This window comes from Acinetobacter sp. NIPH 2100 (assembly GCF_000369805.1).
In the GTDB taxonomy this organism is placed as follows: domain Bacteria; phylum Pseudomonadota; class Gammaproteobacteria; order Pseudomonadales; family Moraxellaceae; genus Acinetobacter.
Genome location: NZ_KB850224.1, coordinates 3,054,481 through 3,066,779 on the forward strand (window position 1 = coordinate 3,054,481; position 12,299 = coordinate 3,066,779).

The following is a 12,299-nucleotide window of genomic DNA, read 5'->3' on the forward strand; positions in this document are numbered from 1 at the left end:
TTTTCGACCATTCACCTACTACGGATTTCAATGTCTGATCAGAGAAATTATTCATCAACAATGATCTAGACGAAAAATGAGAGTTTGATAACCTAAAACCAATAATTTTAAAAAGCATCCTCCATGAAAAGCCTTGCCTTTATCCATCGCAATGACACCCGATTTGCGATTGGTGACTTTTATCCTGCCCTTTCAGTCTTTTCTTATCAGGAACTTGGCAATACCACCTCCCCATTTTTACTTTTAGACCATATTGGACCTGGACGCTTGCCCCCCAAAAGTACGAAAAAAGGTGTAAATGAACACCCACATCGCGGCTTTGAAACCGTGACCTTTGTTTTTGCAGGTGAACTCATGCATCAAGACTCTACTGGAAGCGGAGGCGTCATTCAGCAAGGTGATGTACAGTGGATGACAGCGGCGTCGGGTATACAACATATTGAACATTTTAGTCCTGCCTTTCGCGAGCAAGGTGGATTCTTTGAAATGGTGCAATTGTGGGTCAACCTACCCGCAAAAGATAAAATGTCCGCACCCCATTATCAAAGCTTACTGAATCATAAGATCCCAAAAGTCTTACTAGAAAATAATGCAGGTTATGTTCGTATCGTCGCAGGTCAGTTCCAAAATATACAGGGCGTTGCTCACACCTACAGCCCAATGAATGTATTTGATGTCCACCTCAATCAAGGACAGCATCTTACCCTGCCAGCCAATCACGGGGACAGCACCCTCATTTATTTACGTAAAGGCAAGCTTCAATTCACAGCGCATGAAGATGTTTTGGAAGAACAAGCTTTGGCTGTCATGTCTAGTTTCGACAATGATGCTGCAATCACCGCTTTAGAGAATTGTGATCTGTTATTTTTATCTGCGCCACCCTTACAGGAGCCGATCAACGGGCATGGCTTTTTTGTCATGAACAGTTATGAGGAAATTCTGCAGGCCTATGAAGATTTAAAAACAGGACAATTTGGAAAACCTTAGTACTCGCTCACCATAAAATTCTCTAGGCATAAAAAAACCCGCTCAAAGCGGGTTTTTTCGAACAATTAAAGCTTAAGCTTCAACAGTTACATAGCGACGGCCAAATTGACCCTTCACTTCAAATTTTACTACGCCGTCAGCAGTAGCAAATAAAGTATGGTCACGGCCCATACCAACATTTGCACCAGCGTGGAACTCCGTACCACGTTGACGAACGATGATGTTACCAGCAGTCACAGTTTGACCACCGTAAATTTTAACACCTAACATCTTAGGATTCGAATCACGACCGTTCTTCGTCGATCCACCGGCTTTTTTAGTTGCCATGTCTATTTACTCCTCGTGTTAGCCTGCGATACCAGTAATTTTCAACTCGGTAAACCATTGACGGTGACCTTGTTGCTTACGGTAATGTTTACGACGACGCATTTTGATAATGCGGATTTTGTCGTGACGACCATGGCCAACTACTTCTGCAGTTACTTTTGCGCCAGCTACAACTGGAGCACCGATTTGAATGCTGTCACCGTTAACAACCATTAATACGTCATCAAACGTAATAGTCGCGCCAGTTTCAGCTTTCAATAATTCTACTTTAAGGGTTTCACCCTCAACAACACGGTGCTGTTTACCACCGCTTTGGATTACTGCGTACATAATGTACTCCAACTTGCCCGTGTCGTCGTGCCGATAAAGGGACATATCGATCTTAAGACGAACGCCACTGGGGTTATTCAAGGGGACAAATTTTAAGTGAAAATTGATCAAACGACAAGTTATTTTGCATAAATGCACACATCTTCATAACTTGCTTGGAATTTCAAGTAAAATCAATTAGATTGATGGCGAGCTGTTTTGATTGATTCTGATCAAAATTTGAAATACATTTTTGAAAACAAATTGTGACAATAACAAGCTGGGTTTTTACAGCACCATAAGTAAAGTCATGACACCTCGGTGAGAACTTTCCTTTTTCTGTCTAATTAAAGATCAAAGAGCTCATAGAGATGTTTTAAATGGCAGATTAGACAGATTGTATAACTGTTTAGTCACAGATTAATTGATACACTTGGCAACATTACTCACCTGTACGAGGTTTTCCTTCATATGGTTATCGATTTTAAGCAAGACATTCTTTCTCCTGTTGCGACAGATTTTGCTGCGATGGATCACCTGATCAATGAAGGAATTAGCTCTAAAGTTGGTTTAGTTATGTCGGTGAGTAAACATGTTGTTGAAGCGGGTGGCAAACGCATGCGCCCGATCATGTGCTTACTTGCAGCGCGCGCCTGTGGTTTAGCCAATATGCAACAAGCACAGCATTTAGCGGCTGTCATTGAAATGTTGCATACCGCAACCTTGGTTCATGATGATGTCGTAGACGAATCAAGCCTGCGTCGTGGTCGTCCAACTGCAAATGCAACCTGGAACAATCAAACTGCGGTTTTGGTTGGCGATTTTCTGATTTCAAGAGCTTTTGATTTATTAGTCGATTTAAACAACATGACCTTATTAAAAGATTTCTCGACAGGAACCTGTGAAATTGCGGAAGGTGAAGTACTCCAACTGCAGTCCCAGCATCAACCAGAAACGACTGAAGAAACCTATCTCCGAATTATTCACGGGAAAACCTCTCGTTTATTTGAACTTGCGACAGAAGGTGCTGCAATTTTAGCGGGAGCCGAAGAATATCGTGAACCGTTACGCCGCTTTGCAGGTCATTTTGGCAATGCCTTTCAAATAATTGATGATATTTTAGATTACACCTCTGATGCAGAAACATTAGGTAAAAATATCGGTGATGATTTAATGGAAGGTAAACCAACTTTACCTTTAATTTCAGCATTAGCCCATTCAAAAGGTGAGGATCACGCGATCATTCGTCACAGTATTGCAACTGGTGGTGTTGAACATTTAGATAAAGTGATCGAGATTGTTCATCACTCAGGCGGCTTAAATTACTGTCAAAAACGTGCCCAACAAGAAACGGATGCTGCTTTAGAGGCGTTAAAAGCGCTACCAGATAATGAATATCGACAAGCACTTGTTAATTTGACCTTAATGGCCTTACATCGACTACAATAATTTTCTGAGTGCCTATGCATTTAACATTATCTGATCTTTTTTCAAACATGCAGGAACAGCTGGATCACCCCCAAGCTGTGCTTGATGAAAACCTCTTGATCGAGTTCGTCAATCGTATACGACCAAAAAATCCAAATGATGCAGATGAAGTCAAACAGCGTATTCATGCGCTGATCAAAATATTATTGCTCACTCCAACTTCGGCAATACTGCTTCAAAACTTTTTACTTAAGCTGATCAGCCAATATAAACAGCTTAGCTTATATGCCGATAGCGGCATTCTTTCACTTGATGGTTTTTGGAATCAATTGAGCCAACGTCTGGGTGCACATTTCCTGCCTTTAGTCGAGGATGGTCAACAACTGAAAACCTTGATTGGAAAAGTGTTCCATCAAGAAAATGACAGTGAATGGTTAGATCTCATCGAGAATCAAGACTGGATTACGCTCTTCAATCTATTGGGTGAAAGCCAAAGCAATACCCGAGAAAAGCAAGTTTCAAAAAATGAGCTGATTAAAGCCATTACGGTTCTTTCTTACCGAATTAGTGGTATTGGCCTATATCCTGAGTTTATTAATGCTCAACCCGAAATTACTGAATATGAATCCCCTTTTCTGGTACAAAACAGAGAAATTGTAGAGTTCATTGAAAAATATAAAAAACAAATTGATGATCAAGACGCAGTCGTTGTATTGCCACCACCCGATGCCTCACAAGCGTTTGTGATGTTAGATCAATGCCGTGAAGTGGTACTTAAAATTCGACGTGCCACCAAACGTATCGGTGTCAGTATTAGTTTGACCTACTTGTTGTCTTTACTTGAGCAAGCAATCGACCGCATTGAGTTATTGCTCACTATCTTGGCCAGCAAAAATGAGGCACGTTATACCGCATTGGGTGAACTGATTACAGATTTAACCAAGGCACACTACAATGAAAAAAGTGTCCGTCATTTATTGACCTCAACCAGTGAGTTGATTGCCTTACAGGTGACTGAAAATGCCAGTAAAACAGGTGAACACTATGTAAGTACCGACAAATCTGGCTTCTTTGGTATGTACAAAGCCGCTGCTGGTGCAGGTGCAATCATTGCCACCATGGCAACGCTGAAAATTTTAACGGCGCGTTTAGTATTGGCTCCATTTGGGCATGCCTTTTTATATAGCATGAACTATGCGCTGGGTTTCATGTTGATTCATGTTCTACATTTTACCGTTGCAACCAAACAGCCCGCGATGACCGCGGCAGCACTTGCATCAACAGTACAACAACAGAAAGGTAGCAAGACTGCGCAAATTGCAGAACTCGCGGCACTGATTATTAATATTATCCGCACTCAGTTTATTGCGATCTTGGGAAATATCTCGATTGCGATTCCTACGGCTGCCCTGATTACCTTTCTGTGGCAATACAACCTAGGTGAGCCCCTACTTAATCATACCAAATCGGCAGCACTGTTACATAGCCTCAATCCATTTACCTCTTTGGCTATTCCACATGCAGCAATTGCAGGTGTCTGTTTATTCTTTTCTGGATTGATTGCAGGTTATTTCGATAACTTGGCGGTTTACCGTAAAGTCGGACCGCGTCTCAAGCAACATCGACGTTTAAAACGTTGGATGGGACAGCAACGCCTAGATAAATTTGCAGCTTATATCGAGACCAATCTCGGTGCCTTGGCGGGTAACTTCTTATTCGGAATCATGCTCGGCAGTATGGGAACCATTGGATTTATTTTAGGCTTGCCTTTAGATATCCGTCATATCGCCTTTGCTTCAGCCAACTTTATCCAAGGTTTAATGACGATTGGTGGTCCTGACATTGGTTTAATTTTAGTGTCATTCTTGGGCGTTATGCTGATCGGCTTAACCAACTTATTTGTGAGCTTTACCTTGACGATTATTGTTGCCCTACGCGCACGCCGTGTTCGTTTTGCACAATGGAAGCCTTTAGCAAAATTAGTCACCACACACTTCTTAACTCGACCAAGTGATTTCTTCTGGCCACCCAAGCAACCTGTGGAGCTGGACGAACAAACACAGCCGAGTAAAAAGTGAGACACGAATCAAATTTTGTTATGTTTTTTTACTAAAGCTTAAAAAAACATAAAAATGAAATTATCATAAAATTTCAAGACTTGACCAAAAGTGTACTCGCGAGTACACTTTCAAACACTCGACAACCCTGAACAATGGTTAAGCACATAATGAGTTCCGCATGCCATACCTATTACTTTGTATTGGTTGCTTTTTTTTAGGATCCGGTGTGATTGGGTTAATGAATTCCAACGCATCAACTTTAGACCTTTTTAGTGTTCAAGCTTTATTTGAGCACCGTTCATTTACGCTTAACCATGTGACAATTTTGCTCTCTCGCTTAGGTGGGATGCCATTTTTATTATTTTTGACTACATTTTTGTGTATTTACCAAATATGGATGAAGAACTATAAGAATGTGACTTTTATCTCATTAAGTGTGGGTGGAAGTATTGTGATTGGTTGGCTTCTGAAATGGAGCATTGATCGGCCAAGACCTTTAGAGTTTTATCACTTGGTTCAAAGTTATGGTGCATCCTTCCCAAGTGCTCATAGCCTTTATGCTGCAATCCTTGCAAGTTTAGCGATGTTGTTATGTCGACAACATAAACATCGCAATAGTGTCGTTTTAGTGTCTACTTTATGGTTTATTGCCATGGGGATATCTAGAGTTTATGCAGGGGTTCACTACCCAACTGACGTTCTTGCCGGTTGGGGAATTGGGTTGATTTGGACTTCGTTGCTTTGGTTTTGGCTGTTTCAAAGCAATTTCAGCAACAATTTGTTTTTAGATAAGAAATCTAAATTGAGGTGGAATAATGATGTCGGCTAAGCTTTGGGCTCCTGCCCTAACTGCTTGCGCATTAGCAACAAGCATTGCGCTTGTTGGTTGTAGCAAAGAACCTAAAGATGCACAGCAAGCTGCTGCTGCTCAAAAAATGCCACCTCCAGAAGTGGGTGTCATTGTTGCTCAACCACAAAGCGTTGAACAAAACGTCGAACTGTCAGGACGAACCTCTGCCTATCAAATTTCGGAAGTACGCCCACAAACAGGTGGCGTCATCTTAAAACGATTATTTGCTGAAGGAAGCTACGTTCAGGCAGGTCAAGCCCTTTACCAGATTGATGCCAATACCAACCGAGCAACGGCAGACAGTGCACGTGCAGCGTTATTGCGTCAACAAGCGAACTTAAATTCATTACGTGTGAAAGAAGGTCGTTATCGTCAACTTGTTGGAACAAATGCTGTTTCTAAACAAGAATATGATGATATCAATGCGCAAGTCAAATTGGCTGAAGCTGATGTTGCTGCATCTGAAGCTGCATTGAAAAATGCTGAGATTACTTTGGGTTACTCAACTGTACGCGCGCCAATTTCTGGTCAGTCTAGCCGTTCTTCGGTAACACCTGGTGCATTGGTTACTGCAAACCAAGCTGATCCATTGGTGACGATTCAACAACTCGATCCAATCTATGTTGATATCAATCAATCAAGTGCTGAGTTATTGCGTCTGCGCCAACAATTGAGCAAAGGCAGTTTAAATAACAGTAATAATACCCGTGTCAAAATCACACTTGAAGATGGTTCTGAATACCCAGTTGAAGGACAGCTTGCTTTCTCTGATGCAAGTGTAAATCCTGAAACAGGTACAGTTACTTTACGTGCAGTCTTCTCAAATCCAAATCACTTGTTATTACCAGGTATGTATGCAACCGCTAAAATTTCTCAAGGAATTTTGCCAAATGCTTATTTAATTCCACAAGCTGCAGTGTCGCGTTTACCGACTGGACAAGCAATTGCTTTAGTTGTGAATGCTAAAGGTGCGATTGAAACACGCCCAATTAAAACAGTGGGTGTTAAAGGTCAGGACTGGATTGTAACTGAAGGCTTACAGACTGGTGATAAGGTTGTTGTTGATGGTGTTGCCAAGGTAAAAGAAGGACAAGAAGTGTCTGCTAAACCTTATCAACCAAAAGCAGCTGAAGGTCAAAATGCAGCTCCAAAAGCCGCTGAACAACAAAAGCAAGCCAATTCGCCAAAAGCTGAACAAAAAGCAACTTCAGAAGCTTAAGGGGTAGATTGCATGGCACAATTCTTTATCCATCGCCCAATCTTTGCTTGGGTGATTGCACTGGTCATTATGTTGGCGGGTATCATCACGCTGACAAAAATGCCAGTTGCACAATATCCGACAATTGCTCCCCCCACGGTAACAATTTCTGCAACTTATCCTGGGGCATCTGCTCAAACCGTTGAAAATACTGTCACCCAAATCATTGAACAACAAATGAATGGTTTGGATGGTCTACGTTATATTTCTTCGAACAGTGCGGGTAATGGTCAAGCATCCATTAATTTGAACTTCGCACAAGGTATCGATCCAGATATCGCCCAAGTTCAGGTTCAAAACAAACTGCAATCTGCAACAGCGCTTTTACCTGCTGACGTACAACGTCAGGGTGTAAAAGTCACCAAGTCTGGTGCAAGCTTCCTGCAAGTTATTGCCTTTTATTCGCCAGATAACAGCCTTTCTGCCTCTGACATTAAAGACTATGTGAACTCAAATATTTCTGAGCCACTCAGTCGTGTTGCGGGTGTAGGTGAGCTTCAAGTGTTTGGTGGTTCATATGCAATGCGTATCTGGTTAGATCCTGCAAAGCTTACTAGTTTTAATCTAACGCCAAATGATGTAGCGACTGCAATTCGTGCGCAAAACTCTCAAGTTGCGGTTGGTCAGCTCGGTGGTGCGCCATCTACTGCAGGTCAAGTACTCAACGCGACAGTAAATGCACAAACCATGTTGCAAACCCCTGAACAATTTAAAAATATCTTCCTGAAAAATACTTCAGGTGGTGCTCAAGTTCGTTTAGGTGATGTGGCTCGAGTGGAACTGGGTTCAGATAACTACCAATTCGACTCGAAATTTAATGGTAAGCCTGCGGGTGGTGTTGCAATCAAACTTGCAACAGGTGCCAATGCACTAGATACCGCTGCTGCGGTTGAAAAGCGTTTATCTGAGTTACGTCATAACTATCCAAGCGGTCTAAAAGACAAGCTAGCATATGACACTACACCATTTATTCGTCTTTCGATTGAAAGTGTTGTACATACCCTGATTGAAGCAGTTGTACTGGTATTTATCGTGATGTTCTTGTTCTTACAGAACTGGCGCGCAACGATTATTCCAACATTGGCTGTACCTGTGGTGGTATTGGGTACATTTGCCGTGATTAATATCTTCGGCTTCTCGATCAACACCCTCACCATGTTCGCAATGGTACTTGCCATTGGTCTGTTGGTGGATGACGCCATCGTTGTGGTCGAGAACGTCGAACGGGTGATGCAAGAAGAGCATCTCGAACCTGTTCCTGCGACTGAAAAGTCGATGCGTCAGATTTCGGGTGCCTTAGTCGGTATTACCAGTGTGTTAACAGCGGTATTCGTACCAATGGCGTTCTTTAGTGGAACCACTGGTGTTATTTACCGTCAGTTCTCAATCACGTTGGTTACAGCGATGATCTTGTCTTTGATCGTGGCATTAACCTTTACCCCTGCCCTGTGTGCGACCTTGTTAAAACAACATGATCCAAACAAGCAAGAAAGCAACAATATTTTTGCACGTTTCTTCCGTTGGTTTAACCGCAGCTTTGAAAAGCTTTCAGAGAAATACCAAGGCGGTGTCAATCGTATGACCCACCATAAGTTATTCTCTGGCGTGCTTTATATTGTTGTAATCGCAGCTTTGGTTGGTATCTACAAAGTGTTGCCATCTTCATTCTTACCAGAAGAAGACCAAGGTGTGGTCATGACCCTAGTTCAGTTACCACCGAGCGCGAGTTTGGAACGAACGGATAAAGTCATTGACACCATGACAGGCTATTTCTTGAATAAGGAAAAAGAAAACGTAGATTCAATCTTTACGGTTGCTGGTTTCTCATTCACAGGGGTTGGTCAAAACGCGGGTCTTGCCTTTATTAAGTTAAAAGACTGGAGCGAACGTACTTCACCTGAATCACAGATTGGTGCCATCATTCAACGTGGTATGGCATTGAACATGATCGTAAAAGATGCATCTTACATCATGCCATTACAGTTGCCAGCAATGCCTGAACTGGGTGTCGCTTCTGGTTTTGATATTCAGTTGAAAGATGCAAGCGGTCAAGGGCATGAAAAACTGGTTGCTGCCCGTAATGCGATTTTAGGTATGGCATCACAGGACAAACGTCTTGCAGGTGTGCGTCCGAATGGTCAAGAAGATACACCTCAGTACCAGATCACCATTGATCAAGCGCAAGCAGGTGCAATGGGTGTCAGTATTGCTGATATTAATAGCACCATGAGCATGGCTTGGGGTGGTTCTTATATCAATGATTTCGTTGACCGTGGTCGTGTGAAGAAAGTTTATGTCCAAGGTGAAGCGGATACACGCATGATGCCTGAAGACTTAAACAAGTGGTATGTTCGTAACAACAAAGGCGAAATGGTTCCTTTCTCTGGCTTTGCCAAAGGTGAATGGACTTATGGTTCACCTCGTCTAGAACGTTATAACGGCGTATCATCTGTCAATATTCAAGGTACTCCTGCGCCGGGCGTCAGCTCTGGTGATGCGATGTTGGCGATGGAAGAAATCATTGGTAAGTTACCATCTATGGGCTTAACAGGTTTCGACTATGAATGGACAGGTCTATCTTTAGAAGAACGTGATTCTGGTAGCCAGACTGCCCCTCTCTTGGTTCTTTCTTTATTGATCGTATTCCTGTGTCTTGCTGCTTTATATGAAAGCTGGTCAGTGCCTGTTTCGGTATTACTGGTTGTACCTTTAGGTATCGTTGGTGCATTTGCATTGACCTGGTTAGGTATGCTGATTAAAGGTGATCCAAACTTATCCTTTAACATTTACTTCCAAGTTGCGATTGTTGCCGTGATTGGTCTTTCAGCGAAGAATGCAATTTTGATTGTTGAATTTGCGAAAGAATTGCAAGAACAAGGTGAAGAGTTATTCGAAGCAACCTTGCATGCTGCGAAAATGCGTTTACGTCCAATTATCATGACCACACTTGCATTCGGTTTTGGTGTATTACCATTAGCCTTGGCAAGCGGTGCGGGTGCGGGTAGCCAACACTCGGTCGGTTATGGTGTACTGGGTGGTGTAATTTCTTCAACTCTTTTAGGTATCTTCTTTATCCCTGTATTCTTCGTGTGGATTCGTAGTATCTTTAAGTACAAACCTAAAACTTTAAATACTCAGGAGCATTGATCGTGATGCAAACTGTATGGTCTATTTCCAGTCGTGGCATTGCAATCTCTGCACTCGCGCTGTCTTTGGCTGCCTGCCAAAGCATGCGCGGGCCAGAGCCTGTTGTAAGCTCAGATGTTCCTGAAAGCTTCGCGTCTTATGGCAATGCTTCTGGAAAATCAATCGCGGAACAAGGTTACAAAGACTTCTTTGCTGACCAACGTTTATTGCAGGTGCTTGATTTAGCACTTGCCAATAACCGTGATTTGCGTACTGCTACGCTGAACATTCAAAAAGCGCAACAGCAATACCAAATTTCTGAAAACAACCAATTGCCAACTATTGGGGCAAGTGGTAGTGCAGTTCGTCAAGTGACGCCTACACGTGATCCAAATAATCCATATTCAACTTATCAGGTTGGCTTAGGTCTCACAGCCTATGAGCTGGATTTTTGGGGTCGTGTCCGTAGCTTGAAAGATGCAGCGTTAGACAGCTATCTCGCTACCCAAAGCTCTCGTGATGCAACGCAAATTAGTTTGATCAGCCAAGTGACTCAAGCATGGTTGAATTATTCTTATGCAAATGCACAGTTGAAACTTGCAGATCAAACGCTGAAAGCTCAACAAGACTCGTTTAACTTGAACAAGAAACGTTTCGATGTGGGTATTGATAGCGAAATCCCTGTGCGCCAAGCACAAATTTCAGTTGAAACTGCACGTAATGATGTTGCGAACTACAAGACTCAAGTAGCACAAGCACAAAACTTGTTGAACTTGCTTGTTGGTCAGCCAGTTCCTCAGAACTTGCTCCCTCAACAACAAGTGGCGAGTATCACGCAACAAAACGTGTTTAGCGCTGGCTTACCAAGTGACTTGCTCAACAACCGCCCAGATGTGAAAGCGTCTGAATACCAGTTAAGTGCTGCGGGTGCGAATATTGGTGCTGCGAAAGCCCAACTCTTCCCAACCATTAGCCTGACTGGTTCTGCAGGTTATGCATCAACTGATTTAAGTGACTTATTCAAATCAGGAAATGCGTTATGGTCAATTGGTCCAAGCCTGAATATCCCAATCTTTGACTGGGGTACACGTAAGGCCAATGTCAAAATCTCTGAAACTGATCAGAAAATTGCACTTGCTAACTATGAAAAGTCAGTACAGTCAGCTTTCCGTGAAGTGAATGATGCCTTGGCAACACGTGCCAACATTGGTGATCGTTTGACTGCTCAGCGCCGTTTAGTTGATGCAACCAATACCACTTATAAGCTTTCTAATGCCCGCTTCCGTGCTGGTATTGACAGCTACTTGACCGTATTGGATGCACAACGCTCAGCTTATTCAGCTGAACAAGGTTTATTGCTGCTACAACAAGCAAACTTGAATAACCAAGTTGAGCTGTACAAAACACTTGGTGGTGGTCTCAAAGCCTCAAGCAGCGAAACTGTAGCTCATCAACCGTCTAGTTCAGAACAACACTACGCAAAATAATTTTTATGATTTGCGAACAAAAAGCTCACTTCGGTGAGCTTTTTTATTGCAACAATTGCGAATATTTCTTATCTTCAAAGCTAAATATTGATGATTTAGAAAAATACTATGTTACTGAGCAGTTTAGAATCTGTACCTGGCCATGAAATTTTACGTCAACTCGATGTAGTGTATGGCAGCACCGTTCGCAGCAAGCACGTTGGCCGTGACTTGATGGCAGGCTTAAAGAATATTGTCGGTGGTGAACTAACCGGTTATACCGAACTCCTTGAAGAATCTCGCCAAGAAGCGACGCAACGGATGATTGATAAGGCAAAAGGTTTAGGCGCCAATGCCATTGTCGGTATTCGTTTCTCAACTTCAAATATTGCCCAAGGCGCATCAGAGTTATTTGTCTATGGTACAGCGGTTGTAGTTCAACCTGTTGCACCTAAGCTCCCTGATCCATTTGGCGCATAGGCGATATT

General features: G+C 42.6%; 10 protein-coding genes. 8 read left to right on the forward strand and 2 right to left on the reverse strand.

Going from position 1 to position 12,299, the window contains the following annotated elements; all coding sequences use genetic code 11:
• The first annotated feature begins 123 nt into the window (after window positions 1-123).
• Complete coding sequence (locus F887_RS03980) at window positions 124-987, forward strand: pirin family protein (RefSeq protein ID WP_005296330.1); 864 nt, start codon at window positions 124-126, stop codon at window positions 985-987.
• Between the two features lie 72 nt (window positions 988-1,059).
• Here the strand turns inward: F887_RS03980 and rpmA are convergent, their stop codons facing one another.
• Window positions 1,060-1,314: a 50S ribosomal protein L27 gene (gene rpmA / locus F887_RS03975; protein WP_005296333.1), complete on the reverse strand. Its 255-nt coding sequence runs from the start codon at window positions 1,312-1,314 to the stop codon at window positions 1,060-1,062.
• Between the two features lie 18 nt (window positions 1,315-1,332).
• Window positions 1,333-1,644 carry a 50S ribosomal protein L21 gene (rplU, locus tag F887_RS03970; RefSeq protein ID WP_004674966.1) on the reverse strand — a complete coding sequence of 104 codons (312 nt, stop codon included), beginning with the start codon at window positions 1,642-1,644 and terminating at the stop codon, window positions 1,333-1,335.
• A 450-nt stretch (window positions 1,645-2,094) separates the two neighbouring features.
• On the opposite strand from rplU, the gene sdsA reads away from it, so the two are divergent.
• The 7 genes from sdsA (at window position 2,095) to F887_RS03935 (ending at window position 12,291) form a co-directional block, all read left to right on the forward strand.
• Window positions 2,095-3,072 carry an All-trans-nonaprenyl-diphosphate synthase gene (sdsA, locus tag F887_RS03965; RefSeq protein ID WP_005296336.1) on the forward strand — a complete coding sequence of 326 codons (978 nt, stop codon included), beginning with the start codon at window positions 2,095-2,097 and terminating at the stop codon, window positions 3,070-3,072.
• 14 nt (window positions 3,073-3,086) lie between these two features.
• Window positions 3,087-5,129, forward strand: a complete 2,043-nt coding sequence (locus tag F887_RS03960) for a site-specific recombinase (protein WP_005296338.1) — start codon at window positions 3,087-3,089, stop codon at window positions 5,127-5,129.
• Between the two features lie 160 nt (window positions 5,130-5,289).
• Complete coding sequence (locus F887_RS03955; RefSeq protein WP_032862966.1) at window positions 5,290-5,940, forward strand: phosphatase PAP2 family protein; 651 nt, start codon at window positions 5,290-5,292, stop codon at window positions 5,938-5,940.
• On the forward strand, window positions 5,927-7,180 hold the full coding sequence (locus F887_RS03950) for an efflux RND transporter periplasmic adaptor subunit (protein ID WP_005296342.1): 1,254 nt from the start codon (window positions 5,927-5,929) through the stop codon (window positions 7,178-7,180). The genes F887_RS03955 and F887_RS03950 overlap by 14 nt, the downstream gene beginning before the upstream one ends.
• A gap of 12 nt (window positions 7,181-7,192) precedes the next feature.
• Entirely contained in the window at window positions 7,193-10,366 is a 3,174-nt protein-coding gene (adeJ, locus tag F887_RS03945) for a multidrug efflux RND transporter permease subunit AdeJ (protein ID WP_005296345.1), read from the forward strand.
• Window positions 10,367-10,371: 5 nt separating this feature from the next.
• Complete coding sequence (adeK, locus tag F887_RS03940) at window positions 10,372-11,832, forward strand: multidrug efflux RND transporter AdeIJK outer membrane channel subunit AdeK (RefSeq protein WP_005296347.1); 1,461 nt, start codon at window positions 10,372-10,374, stop codon at window positions 11,830-11,832.
• Between the two features lie 108 nt (window positions 11,833-11,940).
• Window positions 11,941-12,291, forward strand: coding sequence for a YbjQ family protein (locus tag F887_RS03935; RefSeq protein WP_005296351.1), 351 nt, complete (start codon window positions 11,941-11,943; stop codon window positions 12,289-12,291).
• The last annotated feature ends 8 nt before the right edge of the window (window positions 12,292-12,299 follow it).

Coding starts and splice junctions, on each gene's coding strand:
- F887_RS03980 (WP_005296330.1), top strand. CDS start 124: ATGAAAAGCCTTGCCTTTATCCATCGCAATGACACCCGATTTGCGATT.
- rpmA (WP_005296333.1), bottom strand. CDS start 1,314: ATGGCAACTAAAAAAGCCGGTGGATCGACGAAGAACGGTCGTGATTCG.
- rplU (WP_004674966.1), bottom strand. CDS start 1,644: ATGTACGCAGTAATCCAAAGCGGTGGTAAACAGCACCGTGTTGTTGAG.
- sdsA (WP_005296336.1), top strand. CDS start 2,095: ATGGTTATCGATTTTAAGCAAGACATTCTTTCTCCTGTTGCGACAGAT.
- F887_RS03960 (WP_005296338.1), top strand. CDS start 3,087: ATGCATTTAACATTATCTGATCTTTTTTCAAACATGCAGGAACAGCTG.
- F887_RS03955 (WP_032862966.1), top strand. CDS start 5,290: ATGCCATACCTATTACTTTGTATTGGTTGCTTTTTTTTAGGATCCGGT.
- F887_RS03950 (WP_005296342.1), top strand. CDS start 5,927: ATGATGTCGGCTAAGCTTTGGGCTCCTGCCCTAACTGCTTGCGCATTA.
- adeJ (WP_005296345.1), top strand. CDS start 7,193: ATGGCACAATTCTTTATCCATCGCCCAATCTTTGCTTGGGTGATTGCA.
- adeK (WP_005296347.1), top strand. CDS start 10,372: ATGCAAACTGTATGGTCTATTTCCAGTCGTGGCATTGCAATCTCTGCA.
- F887_RS03935 (WP_005296351.1), top strand. CDS start 11,941: ATGTTACTGAGCAGTTTAGAATCTGTACCTGGCCATGAAATTTTACGT.